Origin of the sequence: Cyclobacterium sp. (assembly GCF_014762705.1) — a bacterium.
In the GTDB taxonomy this organism is placed as follows: Bacteria; Bacteroidota; Bacteroidia; order Cytophagales; family Cyclobacteriaceae; genus Cyclobacterium.
The window spans coordinates 29,504-49,741 of sequence record NZ_JABURL010000011.1; the positions used below are offsets into that span (position 1 = coordinate 29,504).

Annotated in this window: 16 protein-coding genes; 1 reads left to right on the top strand and 15 read right to left on the bottom strand. The window is 43.2% G+C overall.

What is annotated here, in order from left to right; genetic code table 11:
• Positions 1 to 72 precede the first annotated feature (72 nt).
• The 10 genes from HUJ21_RS00475 to HUJ21_RS00520 form a co-directional block, all read right to left on the bottom strand.
• Positions 73 to 261, bottom strand: a complete 189-nt coding sequence (locus HUJ21_RS00475; RefSeq protein ID WP_166148879.1) for a hypothetical protein — start codon at positions 259 to 261, stop codon at positions 73 to 75.
• Positions 258 to 1,646 carry a hypothetical protein gene (locus HUJ21_RS00480; RefSeq protein WP_291366357.1) on the bottom strand — a complete coding sequence of 463 codons (1,389 nt, stop codon included), beginning with the start codon at positions 1,644 to 1,646 and terminating at the stop codon, positions 258 to 260. The genes HUJ21_RS00475 and HUJ21_RS00480 overlap by 4 nt, the downstream gene beginning before the upstream one ends.
• A gap of 140 nt (positions 1,647 to 1,786) precedes the next feature.
• A complete protein-coding gene (locus tag HUJ21_RS00485; RefSeq protein WP_291366359.1) occupies positions 1,787 to 2,836 on the bottom strand; it encodes a GntR family transcriptional regulator in 1,050 nt (349 codons plus the stop codon).
• Positions 2,837 to 2,967: 131 nt separating this feature from the next.
• Positions 2,968 to 5,787 (bottom strand): glycosyl hydrolase, encoded by a 2,820-nt coding sequence (locus HUJ21_RS00490; RefSeq protein WP_291366361.1) that lies wholly within the window; start codon positions 5,785 to 5,787, stop codon positions 2,968 to 2,970.
• A gap of 11 nt (positions 5,788 to 5,798) precedes the next feature.
• A complete protein-coding gene (gene rhaM / locus HUJ21_RS00495; RefSeq protein WP_291366363.1) occupies positions 5,799 to 6,119 on the bottom strand; it encodes an L-rhamnose mutarotase in 321 nt (106 codons plus the stop codon).
• 348 nt (positions 6,120 to 6,467) lie between these two features.
• Positions 6,468 to 9,284 (bottom strand): CHAT domain-containing protein, encoded by a 2,817-nt coding sequence (locus tag HUJ21_RS00500; protein ID WP_291366365.1) that lies wholly within the window; start codon positions 9,282 to 9,284, stop codon positions 6,468 to 6,470.
• The gene (locus HUJ21_RS00505; RefSeq protein WP_291366367.1) at positions 9,262 to 10,662 is read right to left on the bottom strand and encodes a S8/S53 family peptidase; all 1,401 of its coding nucleotides are present in this window, start codon (positions 10,660 to 10,662) and stop codon (positions 9,262 to 9,264) included. The genes HUJ21_RS00500 and HUJ21_RS00505 overlap by 23 nt, the downstream gene beginning before the upstream one ends.
• A 393-nt stretch (positions 10,663 to 11,055) precedes the next feature.
• Positions 11,056 to 13,758 carry a S8 family serine peptidase gene (locus HUJ21_RS00510; RefSeq protein WP_291366369.1) on the bottom strand — a complete coding sequence of 901 codons (2,703 nt, stop codon included), beginning with the start codon at positions 13,756 to 13,758 and terminating at the stop codon, positions 11,056 to 11,058.
• Between the two features lie 187 nt (positions 13,759 to 13,945).
• Positions 13,946 to 14,728, bottom strand: coding sequence for a tetratricopeptide repeat protein (locus HUJ21_RS00515; RefSeq protein ID WP_291366371.1), 783 nt, complete (start codon positions 14,726 to 14,728; stop codon positions 13,946 to 13,948).
• A gap of 4 nt (positions 14,729 to 14,732) precedes the next feature.
• On the bottom strand, positions 14,733 to 15,308 hold the full coding sequence (locus tag HUJ21_RS00520) for a sigma-70 family RNA polymerase sigma factor (RefSeq protein ID WP_291366373.1): 576 nt from the start codon (positions 15,306 to 15,308) through the stop codon (positions 14,733 to 14,735).
• Between the two features lie 128 nt (positions 15,309 to 15,436).
• Here HUJ21_RS00520 and HUJ21_RS00525 point away from each other — a divergent pair, with 128 nt between their 5' ends.
• A complete protein-coding gene (locus HUJ21_RS00525) occupies positions 15,437 to 15,934 on the top strand; it encodes a peptidylprolyl isomerase (protein WP_291366375.1) in 498 nt (165 codons plus the stop codon).
• 18 nt (positions 15,935 to 15,952) lie between these two features.
• Here HUJ21_RS00525 and HUJ21_RS00530 read toward each other — a convergent pair whose 3' ends face one another.
• The 5 genes from HUJ21_RS00530 to HUJ21_RS00550 are packed head-to-tail and all read right to left on the bottom strand — an operon-like array spanning position 15,953 to position 20,178.
• Entirely contained in the window at positions 15,953 to 16,912 is a 960-nt protein-coding gene (locus HUJ21_RS00530; RefSeq protein ID WP_291366377.1) for an ABC transporter ATP-binding protein, read from the bottom strand.
• Positions 16,912 to 17,259: an MmcQ/YjbR family DNA-binding protein gene (locus HUJ21_RS00535; RefSeq protein ID WP_291366379.1), complete on the bottom strand. Its 348-nt coding sequence runs from the start codon at positions 17,257 to 17,259 to the stop codon at positions 16,912 to 16,914. Before HUJ21_RS00535 ends, HUJ21_RS00530 begins: the two co-directional genes overlap by 1 nt.
• Positions 17,260 to 17,448 (bottom strand): DUF6728 family protein, encoded by a 189-nt coding sequence (locus HUJ21_RS00540; protein ID WP_291366381.1) that lies wholly within the window; start codon positions 17,446 to 17,448, stop codon positions 17,260 to 17,262.
• Positions 17,449 to 17,479: 31 nt separating this feature from the next.
• Entirely contained in the window at positions 17,480 to 19,471 is a 1,992-nt protein-coding gene (gene ispG, locus HUJ21_RS00545; RefSeq protein ID WP_291366383.1) for a (E)-4-hydroxy-3-methylbut-2-enyl-diphosphate synthase, read from the bottom strand.
• A 2-nt stretch (positions 19,472 to 19,473) separates the two neighbouring features.
• Positions 19,474 to 20,178, bottom strand: a complete 705-nt coding sequence (locus HUJ21_RS00550; RefSeq protein WP_291366384.1) for an SDR family oxidoreductase — start codon at positions 20,176 to 20,178, stop codon at positions 19,474 to 19,476.
• Positions 20,179 to 20,238: the final 60 nt, after the last annotated feature.

Here is a 20,238-nt window from a genome sequence, read left to right on the forward strand (position 1 = left end):
TAAGGAGGATTATTCTTGTCCCAGCTTTATACTTGAAGAAAACCTGCTGCTTAATGGCTGTTTTATTGGGTTTTATTCCCCGGCCGGATCCGCATCCTTTTTATTCATCCATGAGGGGGCAGTACCAAACCACAATACGGTACCGATCAACATCAGAAGCTTACAGGTATCTGCGGACATATAGGTGCCAAAAACAAGAATTGCAGGAATGATATTCAGGCCCAGGCCCAGAAAAGAAATAATTTTTATCAGCAGCTTCATTTTCTTTGAATAATTTTAGCAGAAACAACATACACCAGTACGGCAACAAACCAACCCGGGAGGCCCAGGAAGAATATTTCAATACCCACGACCAGATTCAGTAGCAGACAGAAAGCCAAAGTAATCAACCAGGTCAGGGCCACTGACCAGTTCAGGGAAATACCCCTGCCTTCAGCATAGTTGGATTGAAGTCCGATTCTTTCCAGCAGGTAAACATCAATGAAAATCACGGCTCCAACCGGCATAAGGATTAAGCCGTACAAGGCTACAAACTCCAGCAGCATCATGACCAGGGCCGGAAAACAGGCAGCAACAGTGGTAAACAAGCCTACAAATAAGGTTACTTTCCAGGTTTTCCATTTAGGATTGATGGATTGTATCGCCAGGCCTGCCCGGTATAGGGTTGGATTGGCAGTAGTCCAGCCTGCAATCACCACGCATATCGCTCCCGCCACCCCTACCGCACTGTAGGCAATAGGGCCCGGGGCAAAGGTGAGACTTCCTTCAGATTCGATCAAAAACAGGGAATACAAAATCCCGGAAGCTATCCAGGCAATGAAGTGTCCCAAAAAGACGCCAGTGGCAGAAGAAAAACCATACTGCCATTTTTTGGCATACCTTAATAAGGACAGATCCGCCATACCGATATGCATGGCCATATTGCAAAACCAGGCGAAGAACAGGATGTGCCAGAAACCAAATTTACTTTGACCCTCCAAGGGAGTACCGGTCCAAATGGTACTTTCTGCTACTGACCAAAACGAGGCCACTTCTGTTACACCCAACCTGGGTAAAACTGCCAGGGCAGCCGCTATAAACACCATGATCATCCATGGAGCTGCTACCATGGCAAACTTGGATACCTGATCAAAGCCAAACATGGCTATGACGGTAGTCACTGCCCCCACTGCAAAAACCGTGGTCACCCAACCCACATTGTTGGGATAAATATCTGTCAACTGTGGCATGGTCATGTCGAAAGGAATTCCTACTGCAGTAGCTGCCACTGCAATCATGGAGCCTGCCAAAAAACAAAACAAACCTGCATTAACCAGGTTATAAATCAGCGTAAATCTCTTTCCTGCAATTTTTTCCAATAAAAAATAAAGCGTAACTCTGGTCTTCACGGCAATTTTTGCTGTAAGAAATGCCCAGCTTAACACAGCCAGAATATTTCCCAGAATCAACCCGGTCACCAGGTCAATGGCACTTGCCCCGTGGGCTACAAACAAGGGCCCGATTACGAATTCGGTACCAGCAGTATGCTCCCCCGCATAAGTTCCTAAAAAACTCCGCCAGCCTTTAAGCTTGTTATTAGGTATAGCTTGTTGCTCGTATTCATTTACTGCATTTAAACGGGCTACAAGACTTTTTCTGTTTTCCATAAATAAGGTGGGGTGATTAAGCTTTTATTGAGATTCAGTGAATTTTAGATGATGGTAATTCATTGACTTCGGGAATAGGTTTACCCTTACAGGAAACCAAAATTCAAAACAACGATTGATCGACACGCCATTTGCCCTGCCTAAATTGATCCCCTGTTGATGAATTTGAAAACATTTTTTACCGCTTCCCTCTTGTTTTTCTTGATCATGTAAGCCGCAGTCTCTCCCATCAGCTTGAAATCAGTGGAAATAACGGTGATACCCAAAAGCTCCTTCAATGGGGTGTCGTTATAGGAAATAATTCCGATTTCCCTGCCTAATTCATAATGTTGCTCTCTAACCTGTTTAACGAGGTTTACGAGATCATTTTCCTCTATGACCACAAAGGCATCTTTTGGTCTGAGCTCCATTTCGGGATACACTGTTTCCAAAACTTCGAAATCAAAATCAAAATCCTGGCAGAATTTTTTAAACCCCATAAGTATTTCTTTGGGATAAGGGTAAACGGTTTCCAAAGGATAGACAAGCATGAGCTTTTCGTAATGCTGCAATTGGAAAATACCCTCGCAAAGTGCATTATAAATGTCATTTTTAAAATCCTGGTAGATCGCCGACACACTTTCACCCAATTGAGGGATTTGATTGTCCATGATGATCAATTTTTCACTGGGTATCTTTTTCAGACAGCGCATCACCTGCTCATCCAGATTGTAATGACCTTCATGCTCACTTTTAAAATGAGGCATCAGCACATAATAGTCATAGGCGCCCATGTTTTCATTTAAAATATTCTTCAGCAATCTGGGGTCACAGTGATAAATATTCAAATCCACCTGGGCATCAGCCCCCATGCTGTCGATAAAGGAATTATATGTTTTAAGCTTATAGTTACTCAGTTTGTTCAATAAAAAAAGTACGCTTAATTTAGATGTGGAGATATTTTTGGCCACATAGTAACCTTTGCCCTTAACTGAAAGGATGATTTTCTTCTCCTTCAGCTGATTGTAGGCCTTTTCTACTGTATCTCTGGAAAGGTAATGCTCTTCACTAATTTCGTTAATGGAAGGAATTTTATCCCCGACCAGCAAATGGGCATTTTCTATGTCTTCAATGATTGAATTGACGATTTGCTGGTATTTGGGTATTCGTGAATTTTCATCCAGACGAACAAGAGTCTTTACTTCATTCATGGGTTCAGGTTATTTTGTGCTACCAATAATTACCACTTCAAATGCTTTGACTAAAATTAACTAAAATTTTTAAATTGTCGCATTTACACTCAATTAATTGAAATTAGTAAAGCTTACCACAAAAAATTTTATCAGTGGTGGATTTCAAGGTTGACCGGACCGCGAAGACCAGAGGGCATGGTTTTCCAACCTGATGCATCAAATGGGCCATAATCGATATTTACAAAATTTATCTCATGGTAATTCCTCCAGACAATTTCGTTTTGGTCCAGATAACGTACCCTGTTTGCCATAAGGTTGGCCACTTCTATACGCAGCTGGTTGCTGCCTTTCTGAACAAATTCGCTGATATCTAATTTAAAAGGTACTCCAAAAGCATAACCCACTTCTTTTCCATTGATCCATACCCTGGCACTTTCCAACACCTGGCCCAAATTCAAAACATATTTGGCATTTTTATCTACCTGCTCCAGATTAAATGAATTTTCGTACCCTGCCTGTCCCGAAAAATTCAAAGCTACCGGGTCATCCAACTCTGTCCAGGGTTTGATTTCATCCAAAGTCACTGCTTCGGGCAGTTCTGGTCCACCATTTATGAATTCCAAACGCCAGGGGCCATTAATAGAGTCGATTTCCGGCTTGGTACTATCATACTTCCAGTTCGGGATATTCCCTGGGTCCCGATTGAGCACATGGACAATCAGGGACTCCCCGGGATCCAAATTTACCCGCACTGAGCTTTTTCCAGCTGTTTCAGCATTACTGCCCAATCCAATTATACCTTGTTGCGGATCCATCAAGACTGCTGCCTTCCCTCCGTATTGCAGGTCTATGGATTTATTTACGGTTTTACCAGAATGATTGACCAGGTAATAGTATTTTTGACCATTCAAATCCCTCCTCAGAAATTTGAGCCCCTCATCCACCAGGTTTTCCCTTTGCATTCCCAGTCCTACCAATGCCTGAAAAATATTTTCAGCTAAAATCACCTTCCCTTCACCTTCCACCGCCTCTTCACCATAGACCTTGTCTTCAAAGGATAGTCCCGACCAAAGTGCATCGAGGGCTTCCTTTCTGGAAGAATGATCATGGAATCCGGGAACATTTTGAGGTGCCTTTTGAAAGATTACCGTTCCTCCCTTTTCTGCCAGGGAAATGGCATTTTGCAGGGTAGCTACAGGCATGTAGGCTGTCTCCGGGATTATCAAAACCCTGGACCGATAGTCTCCACCGGCAGCCAAAAACCGGCCATCATCTACCTGTAAGCCCTCAATCATGCGATCAGAGACAAAATCCAATCCAAAGCCCTTCTCCATGAGCATTTTGGATTCCTGGTAAAAAGCAGTGGGATGCAACCATTCATCAATGCCATGGACGGTCAACATTTTTGACAATCCCTGCGGATCGGACCAAATATCGTACACCGGCCAGTACATCATCAGCTCATTATCAGGTGTACCAGACTGCAATACAGACTGCACCCTTTGGATATATCCATTAAAACCCTTGAAATGAGGCCACAGGCTATTGTGGGTGTTCAGGTTCAGGGAAGCATAAAACAACCAACCCGGAAAATCCACGGCTTTGGGGGAATAGGTAACGCCATGGTAAAACATGTGGTTGACCCCCGCCAGGAAGGCTTGCTCCAGTTCTGGTTTGGCCTGCGAGAAGGCAGACTTAAAATGCTCTCCCAGCCAGGTAAAAGTCTCTGTAGACACCAGATTTTTACCTGTCAGATGTGCCGCAGAGGAGGCAAATTTTAACATGATCGGATCGGGATCCACGTTCCTGATATCCGCACTGTCTCTTCGTATGCCCGGAATCGGAAAATAACTGGATCCGAAAGTTTCTCCCTCCGGTATGTCTACTGCAGCATAAAGGTCCAACAGATTACCTGGCGACCCATGGGCCTGGTTTTTGGTCAGCTTCCCATGGCTATTGGCCCAGTTCGTCCAGGGCTGGGTAAAGTTCTCCAGCAACATGTCATGGATCGTCTCCCGGTAATCAGATTTCAAACGACGGCTGATGTCATCCGGCTCCTCAGCCAATAGTTTCGGCAGGTGTTCCCTCAGATCATAGCCGCGTTTTTGTTCAAAAATCCTGAAAAATTCGGTCGTAAAATCAGCTCCATATACTTCGAAACTGTCGTTGTAAAACGACCGGATGCCGGGAAAATCTCCTTCAAATGCCTTTTCAAAATGGTTCAGATAATGTTGTACAGCCTTGTCTGAATAGTGATCGAGGGTGAAGCCTTGTCCTCCTGGCGCTGCTCTTTTTACCATTTGCCCCGTCTGGGCCTGAAAGACGGCGATAAGGTCCCATGCCCCGGGGGCATCCCAGTCCAGGCGAAGGGAATCAATAACTTTTTCACTAAGGTTTTCAACTTTCCCATCCTGGTAAGCCATTAAGGTGTGCAGTTCATATTCAAAACGAGAGGCCCTTTTATCTTCCAGAACGATGGGACGGTCCAGGCCTTGCCCTTCCGTATACTTGTATTTTTGAACGATCATTCTCTGGGCTGCCAGGCCAGGGCTGACCATGGGTCCGCCAAATGGCCAGCCAGTTCCCTGGGTCAGGTCAATTCCCATGTTCAAACTATCCGCTTTCGCAACAGTATGCCGCAGCATGTCCATCCACTCTGGAGAAAGGTGTTCCAAAAATTGATCTTCAAAGCCCTTAGCACCATATATCGGAGCTATTTCAAGCCCTCCCAGGCCCGCATCTTCGTATTCTTCCAGCAGCCAGGTCAGGTTTTCCTTATCCACTGCGTTGCCCATCCACCACCAGCGGGTCCAGGGTTTTGATGTTTGGGTTACTTCCGGCCATTCACCGGCGGCTACCTGCCTGGGCTTATCCTGTGGCTTCCGACAACCGGACAGGCCCATCAGGCAACAAGAATAAAGAAGCAATAAAATGCCGATAGATCGGGATATTTTTGGGTTTTTTTTCATGAAATGGTGACTTACTTGCTGTACAGGCTGAAAACTTTTTGAAGGGGTTGAACCTTGGGGGATTGGTCCGGGTTGGTTTCCATCAGATCTGCCATAAAGTCCCACCATTTTTTCATGATGGCCTGTCCCGCCAGGCTGCCGGTTTGGTGATCTTCTTTCAGGCTTTGAAAAGCAAAAAGGGTACCGGTGGATTTGTCCAGAAAAATATGGTAGGAAAGGATGCCTGCTTCTTTGAGTAGCTTTTCCAGCTCCGGCCAGATTTGTTGGTGACGTTTTTCATATTCCACTTCATTTCCGGGCAGAAGCTTCATGGTAAAGGCTACAGGTATCATGGGCAAAAATTATTTTAAGTTGAAATAAAGGAAGGTTTTCCATATTCCAAAGCAAAACCCGGAAAGTTTTACCCTCTGAAAAAGGTAAAGGAGTATTTTGGAAAGACCAAAGTTTAAATCATTAACCTTTGGGGACATTGGGACACTATTTGCCCGATGACGAAAAAAAGCATTTAAAAGTTTATCTTTTTAAAAAGGCAGGATGGTAAGGTAGAGCCTTAAAGTTGTAAAACACGGTCCACCGATAATCCCAGGGGTTGCTTTACGAACTGTTGGGCACCTGCCATTTTAGGCCGAAATTTATCCAAACTTTTTGGGAAAAATTTCACCTTCTTATCATTTCGGTTTTTACTTCAGAAAATTTCCTCTTTTCATTTTTAAAAAGATCAGCCCTAAAACGATTATTAAAAGAGCAATATACACGAGGAAATTATTATTTGCTTTGGCGCTGAAGACAAAAGAATTCCCTATCATTACCTCAGCTGCCCAAAAATATGGAAGCCTATATATTCCGGGATTTTCATTTATGTAGCGCAATTTGGCTTCCTGTAAGGCGAGATCGGTTGGATGCCCTTCCGCAAGGCTTTGGTAAAACATTTCCGAAAGTTGGTAAGTAGCCTTGTTGTCTATGGGCCAAAGCGAAGTAATACTTGAGGGTATCCCTGCTGCCGCAAAACCCCTTGCAAGGCTGAAAACTCCTTCTCCGGGAACGAGCTTTCCCACACCAGTATTACAGGCCGACAATACAACAAGCTTTGTCGATAATTTGCCCAAAAAAGACAATTCGGAGACATTTAAGGTGCTGTCATTAAAGAAGAGCGTAGGCTCTGCAGATCCATCATCGGCATGAGCATGTGCATACAGCTGTACGATTTCGTGTGCTGGTAAATGGTTTAAAAATTGTGTTTTGGTGGCCTCAGACCCTGTGAAAATCTGATGGCTTGAAAAATGTTTTTTCAATTTACTGAGAGAAACATCTGATCCCTTGAGGGAGACCTGTTGTAGGTGGGGCTGAAAATCTACCGGAGCAAGGGCTAAAAATGAAGCCGTTGAATGGCTTCCCTCCTCATGGTTTTTAGAAAGGTAACCAGCAGAATAAGTGTAGGAAAATGCATGATCATGCAACAAAAAACTGTCTGGATTATCATTTTCCTTTAGCAACATTTCAAAAGGGATAAGAAAATTGTCGGGTGAAATGATCACCCGACTGGTCTTAATTCCCAAAGGGCGGAATAACCCGTCATAAAGTTCAAATGCCAATTTCAAGTATTCGGAATAATTCCTATTCAAACGATCACGGTCTGAGGAAAGGTAAAGGAGTTCTTTGGATTTGGAATTCAATTCATCTGAAGGCATTCGGTAAATAGCACTTTTATCATGAGTGACAGCAAGGGAATAAACAAATTCTTCACCTTCGAAATACCCTATGTAGGTCTGGTCAGGGGCAAGGATTTCCTCCCTCAATGCTAGAAGGGAAACCACCGAGGTATCGTACTTATATTGGTAATAATTTGGATATTTGATTTCCAAACCCTGAATAAAATCCTCATATTTACGCAGGAGGTCATTGAATTCCGTTCTTTTATTTAGAAATTCCGGGTCATTTTCATTCAAGAAGGCCGGGTTTTTTCTAAGGGTTTTCAATTGAAAACTGATTTTTTTTTCTGTTAGTAAATCTACCTCATCAAGAAATTGCTGAGCGCCAAGCTCATTCAGTTTATCTATCAGTAATACCGCTTTGCTTTTTTCGAAAAAATAAAAAGCATAGTCCAAATCATTGAGGTAATAGCAGGCTTCAATAGCTTTCCCATACATGGTTTTGGCTTTTTCCCTCCAAAAAAGCTTCGATTGTTGCGTGGTATGCTCCCAGCGCATCAGGTCAATGGCTTTATCTGCCAATTTAAAAGTAGACAACGCCAACTTCAAAATATCTTCATCCCTTTCCTCCAGGTATAGGTCAAGTAAAACCTCTCCCTTATTGGCTAGAAGAAGTGATGGCAAATATTTATTTGATCCCCTGATTATTTGTTCAAGACTGGGATTACGCTGCCACAAGGTATCCGAAAAATCCATATTCAGGTCTGAAAGTCCTGCTTGAAAGTGTGTTATTGCCTGGGGATAGTCTTTTTGCCTGGCAAAGGCATAGCCCAGGTTATTTCTGAGATCCGGCAATATGGATTTTTCTTCCCTCTCATCCATAAGGTCGATAGCTTTCTCATAGCATTCAATTGCTTTTTTTGAATTGTCAAGAAATTGGACATATATGGATCCCATTTCAGACAGATTGCCTGCGACGCTACTGGTAAATCCATATTGGCTATTTATTTCCATCGCATCCTCCAAATGCGATATTGCCATTTTATACCTTTTTTTTCCCACGAAAAGTTTGCTCAAAATACCTTTTAGAGTAGCTAAACTGTTGCCCCCCAGGGAATGGTTTTTAAGAATACCATACCCCTCTAAAATATTTTTTTCGGCTTCATCTATTTTTTTCAGACCCAAAAGGGCTTGCCCTTTTTGAAGCAGTAAAAAAGCCTTATCCACTTCATTTTTATCTATTTCAGGTAATGACAATGCAAAATCAACCATATCAATGCTTCTTTGAAAATCCTTATTTTCAAAAAAATAGAATGCTTTCAATTCGTAAACCCTCCCTATTGCTGAGCCTTTTTCAGGGTGTTTTTCTATGGTGAAAATGCAACTATCCAAATACTGGTTGGCCGCTGTCAAATAATCTGCAGAACCATGGAGCAGGGCCATGTTAAAATAGGAATTGACCAAATAAGATTCCTCAGCAGCAGGCAAGCCTGATTTATTGATGGCCACTGCTTCATTGAGCCAAAAAAGTCCTTTGTCAAACTCTCCCAGAATACGGTAATAATCACCTAACCTACTGACCATCCTGGCGTAAATACTGTCTTTCCCCACCACATCAAGGTATTGATTGGCCAATTTTAAAATTTCCTCCTGGTTTTGCTTTGCAGGGCCAGCAGATTGGTCAATCTGCTGTAATTGTATAAGCCATTGTTCTCCAGCGGATAAGTCCTGTCCGACAATACCGTTTGGGTAAATCACCACCCAAATAAACAAAAATGCGAAGCGAAGGGAAAACCACCTTTTCTTCCAGGGAGGTTGCTGCGTATTATCTCTTAGAATACCGGCCATATTTAACTTGGGGTTCAATTCCAGTAGGAGAATCAGGAATATCAAAGACATTGGTGACTTCCAAATGGGACATCCAGGTCTTTTTATTTTGAGTGGCCACAAGGGTATAAAATCTTGGATTAATGCTCGCCCCTATTTTACCTGCCACTATTCCAGAAGCGAAAGAAGATCCGCCAATATAATCACCAGGGTCTTGTGGTGTTATAAAAGGAAGGGAAAATTGGTAACTATCCCCATTGATTCTTTCCGCCACCACTCCCATATCCACATGTTTGGAAGCATGGTTTTGTCGAGGACTGGTTTGGGTAAGCTTATCATTAATGGTAGTCACCACGACCATATTGTTCAAAGCCCTGTCTTCTGTGTCTCCAATTACGGCCAGGTGGAAATTATGACTGTTTAAATCTCTTGGAGAACCTGGTAGGTTCAATTGGACAAACATTTCATTGGAAAAGGCCGTCTCATTACCTGCAGCTGTCACAAAGACAATGGAATCCTTTCTTAGGACATCGGTGATCAGGTAATCCAAATAGGGATGCTTTTGGCCAAATAGGTCATAGTCATAAAATCCCAGACTGGTATTGATGACTTTGGCTTTCTTTTCCCGGGCATAAAAAATTCCACAGATTAAATCAAAAAGGTTCCCTTCATTGTTATTATCCAAAACCTTAACATTTAATAATTCCGGAATATTATTCTTTATTTTAAAAAATTGTTCCAGGACATAGGCGTTGATGAGTGTTCCGTGAAGGAACGCTGTATCATCCGTGACATCGGCGTTTTCTCCTACAAAATTCCATCCATATTTTTCGCTCCGGTAGCACCTGTTCCCCGAAGATTTCCATAAATATTGTTCAGGGAAAGCTCCTGTTTCTATTCCTGAATCAAGAATGGCCACAGTCACCTTTTCCTCTGATCTGAAATCAGCATAATCTGGAACTGCCTCGCTCTCGGGCAGTCCATCTTTTTCCTTTTCCTCATTGGGAATAGCATCCAGAAAATTAAGACTGAAAAAAACAGAACCATCTTCAGTCATACCCGTAGTACGCACATTTCCAATCTGGGAAACTTCAATGTGACCTTCCAATAATATATCCTGTATTCCTTCTGCCTCCCATAAGTCCACTGACTCATTACATGCACTACACCCCCGTTTTTTTGCCTCTGGATATTCTTTGAGGATCAAAGCACTTATTCTGGCCTTCTGCCTATCCACCCCTTCCCTATACATGACCAGTAATTGATTCTCGACATAGTCAGTATTTATTGCTGCTCTTTCTTTTTCGCCAGGCTCACAGGCCAATAGCACCAAAAGGATTAGCACAAGATGATAGCGAAAACCGAAAATTTTTAAGTTGATTGAGATATTTTCTTTCATGGCGGTGTCTATTTATCACTTAAAAATAAATTTAAAATTCGTCACAAAACCACACGTTCCAATGACCAAGCCCTACCTCATAATACCCCTTAGTCTTAAAAGGTGCCAACTTCTTTTATAAGTATGTAATATACATATTTTCAGGTAAATATAAAACAAGATTGGATGGACATCATACTGGAATGTACCCTCTGCCTAACCGGAATAGCTAACGGACCAACCTGATAAAGAACGCCAGGTTTTGGAATGAAAAAATGATAGAAACGGCTCCGGAAATTCCGAAGCCGTTTTCCAATCGGAAAGGGATACGAATGGCATGAATCTTTTAAAATAGCTGGTATTATCTGTTAAAAATATTTACTATTTTAATTTAACAATGAATAATTGCACTACTTACCCTTCCTTTACCACTCTATACACGGTATCTGCACCACCTACAATTTGCCGTTTGGAATCCCTTTGAATAATCGTCAGCGGAAAGCTGTCTCCTTCTTTGAGCTGAGGTGAAAATTCAACCTTTACAGACATAGGCACCAATTGCCCCGGGCCCTTTTCAAATTCAGCTGTTAACTTTTTACCGGTAATTTCAATGAATCGGCTACCGTTTTCCACAACCAGATTTCCTCCTCTTACTTGAATGACCTTGGCTTTTTCCTTCCTGCACGTGTAAGACATGGTACTTCCTTTTTCCAGGGTGATGGTTTTCTCACAGCATCCTTGTTTTGTCTTGATGACGGTTTTGGTAAGAAATACCATTTCATCATGTTGACAACTGCACCCTTCTCCATTTTCTTTTCCAGGATTGACGAATCCATGATCATTGAAATCAACCATAGGAAAAGCCTCCTCATCATCATCCAGGCTTAAATAAACCTTTGTAGCAGATGGTAATTTGGTCCGGTCCACCTCGATAAACATCCTGGTTTCCTGATTGGCGCGGTTACCAGCAATAAAGGGGCTAAAGATGACCCTGGAAGCCGTGGCATTAGCCAATACATCTATTACAGATAAATTCCGCTGCGCAATGTTGTTTTTCCTTAAAACCAGATTTCCGAAGGATAGGTCTGAAGATATAAATGGATAGTCATTGTCGGAAGTGACGATGGCCAACAGACAGGGGTGCCATGGATTCACATATTGCCAGCCATAAAGTGTATCGGTTTGGGCAGCAGAAATAGTAAACTTGGCAATTACCGAGGCACCTGCTGCTATGGAGGGAAATGAAGCTGCCACAGCTGTCGGACTAACATGCATGGCATCCTCCAAAGTCCAATCGTCGGGAAATACAAACTGCAACCCTACATAGGGTGTAATTCTAAAGTCCACTTCTACGTTTCTGGCTTCATTGGGGCCGTTATTGGTCACCTGAACGTAAATAAAGTTCGCCTGTCCCCTTTCCACATTTTTGGATTGGGCGGGGTCATTGGGATTGAAGACATCATCGTCATTGATACGGACCACAATATCGGAGTAGGACCAAAAATTATTGGAAGGGGGCGTACTTGGCTCAGAACCATTATCACCGCTCCAATCTTTGATCATCACGTCCGAGAAATCCAGAGCCTGGAAAGCATCTATCCTTCCGTATCCCATTTCCTCATTCCTGGATCCATTGTTGAAACCGGCGACCTCACCGTATAAGAGTGTTCCCACCTTTGCCGCCGTCCGCTCTATGGCATTTCTAACTTCCACATTGGTCAAAAGCGGGTACTGGCTCCTCATTAGACCTGCCAGACCTGCCACCAGTGGCGTAGCCGAGGAAGTGCCATTAAATGCCATGGCATAATCCCCTGGATCGTAACCACCTCCACCCTGTATATCTGTGGTAGGGATTTGCACCCCGGGTGCTACTACTGAAACCCCTGTGGTGGTACCATTATAAATAAGGTCGCCAAAATTGGATCCCCAATTTTCCCCGTCAGGGCTTGTAGGTGATTTTCTGTTGTCATCTGTGGATGAAGCTCCGCAAGCCATCACCAACGGATTAGTAGCCGGATAGGTGATGGTCGAATCATGGTTATGGGTAGCTACACACATGACCAGATCATTGTCAAAGGCGTTTTGAATTTCCGGGTCGATAATATTCGGGTCCCATGGATTCCAACCAAAACTCATGCTGATCACACTGGCTCCGTTAGATGAGGCATAATTGATCCCACTGGCCACTTCTACATCCGACCAGGTATCAAAAGCCAGGGGCATGATCAAACAGTTTCCCGCAAGACCTGCCACTCCTTCATTATTATTGAAAGTGGCAGCAGCAATACCGGCACAGGCAGTACCATGATTTCCTGTGGGTGCTCCTGTAGGCATCATGGTGCCCAGGTTGATACCGTCTTCTGAAAATTGTAAATCCGGATGGGTCAAATCACAGCCTTCATCAAGAATACAGATGACAACCGAACTGTCTCCTGTAGATATATCCCAGGCATTGGTAGCATTTATCTGCGTCATGTTCCATTGATTCGCCCATAAAGTATCATTGGGAATGGTAGGAGCAAAGGGTTTGATCATCGGCATGGTTTCATACCTGAGGGTACCCAGGATTTCTTTGTACTGCTGCAACTCCTCACGAATGCGGTAAACGTTGGTTTCCCGGGTATCCTGTAGACGAAGGTACCTGAACCGGGAAAGATATCTGGATTTTTCGGCTACCTCATTCAGTTGATGATTTTTGATGACTTCATCCTGCCGGTCCCGGAATTTATCTGTTTTTTCTATAAGCAGCACATTGGGAAGGGGACAAAACCTGGCGGCAACATCATCACTTCTATCCAATGAATACACAGGCCCAATCCAATCCAGAATGTCGGAAAGATTTTTTTGAATGCTGGAAAAATCAGCATCGGTGAAGTTTTCTCCACTGGCATTTTTTACCCAAAACCGCATGGCGGTATGGTTAATCTTGTTCCAGTCGCCGGCGTCATGTTCTTTTTTTCTTTCAGGAGCTCCTTCTAACAGGAGATTTGCTTTTTTTAAAACCGAAGCAATTTCTTTTTGATTCATTTGCTTTTTAAAAGTCAATAGAAGCCTCTTTGAATCAAGGTAAGCCTCTTGCCTGGAAGCTGTAGTCAGGGATTTGGGGAAATTTTTCATTTTAGGTTAGTTTTATTATACCTACTCATAAGGCTTTTCGGATTCGCCCCGTTTTTTTCAAGTGGTAACTGGTCTCCACATGTACCCCTACATCCAAGAATTCAAAAATTGTTACCCCTTATTTGGTTTTTTTTCGAAAATTCTACTTATGATTTTTTGACCTGTTAGATAGTAGACCAAAAATAAACTAATCCATCCCCTTTAGCCATTCTTCAGCTAGTTCATAACCTTCATATTGTTGCTCCACGACCCGTTTTAAGTTGGTTTGGGCGCTTTCTAAATCTCCCGGCTCATCTCTGATTAGAAACGTCAATGCCTTTAAAAATGGTCCGGCGTTCGACATCAAGTCATTTCTTTGAGCCAATTGATCAAAATAAATCAAAGCAAGGTCAAACTCTTTTTTGGATAAATGCGACAAGCCAAGGTTCTTTAATGCCTCGGCATTTGCAGGCTGTTGGTCCAGTAAACCTTCAAAATAAGCCTGAGCAAGGCTATATTCCTTTTTATTATAGGCTGCAATTCCCAATTGCATACTATCCTGACTTGAACCCATGGTTTGTCCTAGTTGTAGCAGGTTGCTTGCAAAGTATTCTTCCGCAGTTTGATTCATATTTGCAGGCCCCTTCCCCACAAAAACGACATAGGAGACAACAATCAATACCAATGCGGCTGCTATTCCCGTGTAAAAAAATTTCCAATTTTTTGAAAGCATAAAAACAGTCTTTCCCTGGGTGTCGCTTTGGGACCTTATGTATTTATCACTCAGTTTGTCCAGGGTCTCCTCAAGTGCTGCAGTTTCCTCTCTTGAGGCAGACAGGTATCCCATATCTCTTTCTATGGCTTTAAAAACATTAAAAGCCTCACGCATTTCCATGTCCGAAGCCAATTGGTCTTCAAAATCCTGTTTATCCCTTGCGCTCATTCTATTCTGCAGGTAATCTTCAAATTTTTCTATCCAGATTTCATTCATTCCCTTACCATTTTAAAGTCTTGTATTTATCAGACTTCTTTACCAACTCGATCAGTTTTGCCATGCAATCTGATTTCTTTTTCCGGGCATATCCGTAGGAAAAATCCAGTAAACTTGCTACTTCTTCCATAGATTTTCCTGACCAGCTTAGCTGTAGAATTTCTCTGCAAGATGCTCCGATTTCATTTATTTTTTCTTTCAGCAAAATCATTCTTTCTTCTTGCATCAGGCTCTCTTCAGCCAACAGAAAGCTATCCTCTCCTGGGATAGATCGGTCTTCATCGGTAATTGTTACCTTGCCACTCCCCTTTCTTTTGCTTAAAATATTAAGCCACTTTTTCTTGCATATAAGATACAAAAAAGCGTCCAGCGGGCAGGTCAATTCAAAATTTTCTCTCCTTGCTTTGTGATAAATGGTGATCAAGGCCTCCTGAAAAATATCAGCAGCATCGTCTTCACTCCCATTGTTTTTTAAAACCATCCATTTGATTTTACCGGAATACTTTTCATAAAGTTCATTTAACAACTTTTGATTGTTGTTTAGCAAGGCTTCAATATATCTTTGGTCAGGATGTGGCATCTGCTGAATATAATTTTTTTTTATATCGGAAAAAAATATATTTATGAAAATCAGTCAACGCCCTTCAAAGAATGTTTCCTTTCACTACATGCCAATTTATCTTACCTTTGTACGCTTAATCAGAACCTATGAAAGTCAATGAAAACATGGTCGTGGGCCTTACCTACGAACTGAAAGTTACCAATGAAGAACCGGAATCAGAACCTTTTAGTGTAGAGGTCAGAAATGAAGAGGATCCCTTTTTTTTCCTGTTTGGGAATAGCGGCTTACCGGAGGCGTTTGAAACCAGATTGAAAGACAAAACCAAGGGAGACCCATTTGAATTTGTGCTGCAGGTAGACGAGGCCTATGGAAAACCGGATGATGATCTTATCGTCTCCGTACCCAAATCACAATTCAACCAGGAAAGAGGATTTCAGAAAGACATGCTGCAGGAAGGTAATTTTCTTCCTTTGGTAGATGAAGATGGGTATCCCATGCAGGCAAAAATTGTAAAGGACCTGGGAGAAGAATTGCTGCTGGATTTCAACCACCCACTTACAGGTATGAACCTGCATTTTGAAGGAGAGGTATTGGAAATCCGGGAAGCCACAGACAAAGAGAAAGAGGAAGGTTTCATGGCCTGAACTGTCTTGGCCCATTGACTATTCAGCCAGTCGCAAAATGTGGCTTTCTTCCCAATCCAGGTTTACGGAATCACCCTTACTTATTCCACGGAAGGGAGCTGCCACCTGCCAGTAATTGGACTGTCCCTCCAGGGCTACGGTAAGCAGATCATGATCGGGAAAATACCTCTTCAGCAGGATTTTTCCAGCTGCCTTGCCCTTTTTTTTAGTCACCTGTATTTGCGAAGGGCGAAGGTATTGGTTTTCTGACAGGGCATTCAACGGACCGAAAAATCCAGCCACATAGGCTGTCTTTGGATCCTGATGGATGTCTTTTATTCTCCCCTTTCGCAAGAGTCTGCCATGGGCCATGACACAGAGCTTGTCGGTAATCAAAAGGGCCTCCTGAATATCATGGGTCACCAGGACCAAAGTAATGTCCAAATCCTGAAAGATCAGATTCAGTTCGTCCAATAAGTCTCTTTTCTGATGGCTATCCAGGGAGCTGAACGGTTCATCCAGCAATAATATTTCCGGTTCAAGGCTCATGGCCCTGGCAATGGCCACTTTCTGTTGCTGTCCTCCCGAAAGCTGCCTGGGCAACCGGTCCTTTTTTTCTTCCAAACCAAAAAGACCTAATAATTCATCCAACCTTTCGCTGGCATAAACTTTATCATACTGCAACAAAGGCCGGCTGATATTCTCGGCCACAGTGGAATTCGGGTAAAGTCCCTTGTCCTGTTTTACAAGTTGAATGGCATCATATCCGGGCACCAACTTTTCACCGGAATGAAGGATTCTCTCTCCCTTCAAAAAAACAGCCCCCTCATCCTGGGCTTCCAGGCCCGCAATCAACCTGAGCAAAGTGCTTTTTCCACTTCCACTGGCCCCCACCACTGACCACCGGTCTCCTTGGCCGATTTCCATCGAAAAATCCGCTAAGGCTGTGGTAGGGCCCTCATAGGTTTTACTCAGCTTTTCTATAGATAAAAACCCCATTAATTGATTTGGTCTTTTGCTTTTTTGGGAAGGCTGGAAAATACCAGTTCATAAGAATGGTCTACCAATTCCAGGATAAAGGGATCAGGTATTGAACCATCAAAAGATACGGTATTCCAGTGTTTCTTGTTCATGTGGTATCCCGGAGCTATCCCTTCATAATGTTCCCTGAGTTCAATAGCCCTTTCCGGGTCACATTTCAGATTGACACTTTCAAACAGGGTAATATCGATGATGGCAAATATTTTACCCCCAACCTTGAAACAAAGGGTATCTTCATCGAAAGGGGTGTCCTCGGTAACTCCTCTCTTTTTTAGGCAATAGGCCCTGAAAAAATCAATGGTCATCTATGACAGGCGCCTAAAAATCCAGAAAATAAGGGCTGCCAGAAATACCACAATGGATATCTTATTGATCCCATGCATCATTCTCAGGTTGAAATTGCTTTTTTTATTGGGATCGGGCTTTTTGAAAACCCGGATAAAGTAATTTCCTACTTCTCCGACCTGAAAAAACTCTTTGATTTTATTTGACATTGTTCTAGAAATTGCTTGATTAAAACGCTTGTTAATGGTGGTCACTCACTTCTGGTTCTATCCACTGACCATCCTGCTTGATGATGTCAATCAGTTCGTCCACAGCTCTTTCTGAGGGAACGGATCGCTTGACAACTTCCTTGCCTTTGTACAGGGTGATTTTCCCTTTACCAGAGCCCACATAACCATAGTCGGCATCGGCCATTTCGCCGGGACCATTTACGATACAACCCATGATACCAATTTTAACTCCCTTCAGGTGGTCTGTCCGCTTCCTTATCATGGCTGTAGTTTCCTGAAGATCAAACAGGGTGCGGCCGCAAGAAGGACAGGAAATATATTCTGTTTTGGACATACGGGTTCTGGCGGCCTGAAGCACTCCAAAACTTACCGAATTATGTAATTTTATCTGAAGCAAGGCTTTTTCCCTGTTTGCCATAGCAAGCCGGTCCATTCCGATCATGATGCCGTCTCCCAACCCGTCAATCAAAAGCCCGCCAACGTCTGTAGCTGCAAAAAGCATGGTCTTCTCTGCATCAGCATCCGTATACTTCACCTTGGGTACCACAGGGAGGTTAATTTCTGCCTGCAACAAGGAAATAAAAGCCCTTCTCAAAGCCTGCATTTGATGGATTTTGTCAGTGCTCAGGAGAATTACTACAGGTAACTCGTTGGAGAGTAAAGGGATCGCAGTTGATACCTCTTCACAAGACAAATTCAGAAAATTCAATGAAGGATGAAGTTCCGGATTGGACTTAAATTGGTCCAGGCTTAATGCCGGAAATTTATTTTTCCTGTCCGAATGATCCTTCCAGGAATCATGGTCCAGTATTTCCTTAATACCATTTGGGAGCATGAAAGGAATGGGTTCTTTACCGGAATATATATAATCACATCCCTGGTCATTCATTTTCCACTTGTCCAGCTCGGGCAGGTAAAAATGGCCTGTATTTTTCAACTCTTTGGGTTGCATTCCATCAATGACCGATACATCGGTGATTACCCGGGGAACATTAGCTCCCCCAAAGTTCACTACTTCCTCAGATTTTCTCTTGTTGTAACTGAAAGGATCAATCGGGCAGTCCTCCACGGGTGGAATGCCAGAAATTTCAGGACGATGGTTATACCTTTCGATCAGGGTCTTGACTACCGGAGATTCAAATTCGGGATCCTCTGTCAGGGACACCCTTACGGTGTCTCCCAGCCCATCTTCCAGCAATGCTCCTATGCCCACAGCAGACTTTACCCTACCGTCTTCACCATCGCCTGCTTCTGTCACGCCCAGATGAAGGGGGTAAGGCTTGAATCCACCTTCATCCAGCTTCTGGACAAGCAAACGATAAGCCTGGACCATTACCTGGGTATTGGAGGATTTCATGGAGATGACGATGTCATGGTAATTTTCATCCTCACAAATCCGTAAAAATTCGAGTGCTGACTCCACCATACCCAGGGGAGTGTCTCCATAGCGGCTCATGATCCTGTCAGAAAGTGAGCCATGATTGGTTCCGATCCGCATGGCTGTACCATGTTCCTTGCAAATTTTCACCAAAGGCAAAAACCGCTCCCTTATGCGCTCCAATTCAGCCTGGTAAGATGCATCGGTGTAGGCCAGGACCTCAAACTTCTTCTTATCTGCATAATTACCGGGATTAACCCGAACTTTTTCCACTATCTTTGCCGCAACTTCTGCAGCATTGGGGGTGAAATGAATATCTGCCACCAAAGGTGTCTGGTAGCCGCTTTGCCTGAGGCCTTCCTTGATTTTTCTGAGATTTTCTGCTTCTTTGATACTCGGGGCCGTGATCCTCACCAACTGACAACCACTCTCGATCATTCGGATAGACTGCTCTATGGAGCCTTTGGTGTCCATGGTGTCCACGGTGGTCATGGATTGAACCACTATGGGATTGTCCCCACCAATCAAGAGGTCACCTACCCTTACAGGTATGGTTTTCCTTCTGGAATAATTTGTCAGGCTATTGCAATACTTGTAATTATCTGTGACGGTTTTTAGTTCCATAATTATATATCGCCAAGTTGTGGACGGATCACTATTTCTTCAACAACAGAACGGGGAGAAAGGTTATATGCAGACCAGACCGCTTCGGCTACATCGGTAGCCTTCATGAATCTTTCTTCGGGCAAATCTACTCCTTCCCAACTCGCTGTATATGTGGCTCCAGGCATGACAGAGGTAACTTTTATACCATGTGGCATCATTTCCTGCCTCAGGCATTTGGTAAAACCCAACATGGCCCATTTGGAAACGGCGTAACTTCCTCCGTTAGCATACGCAGTGAGGCCCGCAATACTACCAATGGAAAAGATATGTCCGCTTTTCCGGGACATGAATTCAGCGGTAAAAGCCCGGCTCAGGTAATACGCACTGAATAAATTGGTATGCATGGTCAACTCAAAGTTTTCCTCTGGTTCCAGGTGCAAACTACCCGGAATAAAAATACCAGTATTATTTACCAAAACATCAGGAATGGCCATTTTTTTTACAAAAGCGGCAAATGCCTTGGTCTCCTCTTTTTTGGACAAATCTGCAGCCATTACCTGCACCCTGATATCGGGATTGAGGGCTTCTATTTCTTTTTTCAAGACATTTAAATCAGCCTCATTCCTGCTACAGGTAAATATGTCAAATCCCGCAGCAGCAAATTTTTGGATGATGGCTTTGCCTATGCCTTTGGTGCCACCTGTTACCAGAATACTCTTTGACATTAGTTTGTGTTTTAATTATTAGTATGACAACCAAATAGTCGGTACAAAGTTACATTTTTT

Excerpts from the sequence above, each read along its gene's own strand:
- HUJ21_RS00475 (WP_166148879.1), bottom strand. The coding sequence starts at position 261 with ATGAAGCTGCTGATAAAAATTATTTCTTTTCTGGGCCTGGGCCTGAAT.
- HUJ21_RS00480 (WP_291366357.1), bottom strand. The coding sequence starts at position 1,646 with ATGGAAAACAGAAAAAGTCTTGTAGCCCGTTTAAATGCAGTAAATGAA.
- HUJ21_RS00485 (WP_291366359.1), bottom strand. The coding sequence starts at position 2,836 with ATGAATGAAGTAAAGACTCTTGTTCGTCTGGATGAAAATTCACGAATA.
- HUJ21_RS00490 (WP_291366361.1), bottom strand. The coding sequence starts at position 5,787 with ATGAAAAAAAACCCAAAAATATCCCGATCTATCGGCATTTTATTGCTT.
- rhaM (WP_291366363.1), bottom strand. The coding sequence starts at position 6,119 with ATGATACCTGTAGCCTTTACCATGAAGCTTCTGCCCGGAAATGAAGTG.
- HUJ21_RS00500 (WP_291366365.1), bottom strand. The coding sequence starts at position 9,284 with ATGGCCGGTATTCTAAGAGATAATACGCAGCAACCTCCCTGGAAGAAA.
- HUJ21_RS00505 (WP_291366367.1), bottom strand. The coding sequence starts at position 10,662 with ATGAAAGAAAATATCTCAATCAACTTAAAAATTTTCGGTTTTCGCTAT.
- HUJ21_RS00510 (WP_291366369.1), bottom strand. The coding sequence starts at position 13,758 with ATGAAAAATTTCCCCAAATCCCTGACTACAGCTTCCAGGCAAGAGGCT.
- HUJ21_RS00515 (WP_291366371.1), bottom strand. The coding sequence starts at position 14,728 with ATGAATGAAATCTGGATAGAAAAATTTGAAGATTACCTGCAGAATAGA.
- HUJ21_RS00520 (WP_291366373.1), bottom strand. The coding sequence starts at position 15,308 with ATGCCACATCCTGACCAAAGATATATTGAAGCCTTGCTAAACAACAAT.
- HUJ21_RS00525 (WP_291366375.1), top strand. The coding sequence starts at position 15,437 with ATGAAAGTCAATGAAAACATGGTCGTGGGCCTTACCTACGAACTGAAA.
- HUJ21_RS00530 (WP_291366377.1), bottom strand. The coding sequence starts at position 16,912 with ATGGGGTTTTTATCTATAGAAAAGCTGAGTAAAACCTATGAGGGCCCT.
- HUJ21_RS00535 (WP_291366379.1), bottom strand. The coding sequence starts at position 17,259 with ATGACCATTGATTTTTTCAGGGCCTATTGCCTAAAAAAGAGAGGAGTT.
- HUJ21_RS00540 (WP_291366381.1), bottom strand. The coding sequence starts at position 17,448 with ATGTCAAATAAAATCAAAGAGTTTTTTCAGGTCGGAGAAGTAGGAAAT.
- ispG (WP_291366383.1), bottom strand. The coding sequence starts at position 19,471 with ATGGAACTAAAAACCGTCACAGATAATTACAAGTATTGCAATAGCCTG.
- HUJ21_RS00550 (WP_291366384.1), bottom strand. The coding sequence starts at position 20,178 with ATGTCAAAGAGTATTCTGGTAACAGGTGGCACCAAAGGCATAGGCAAA.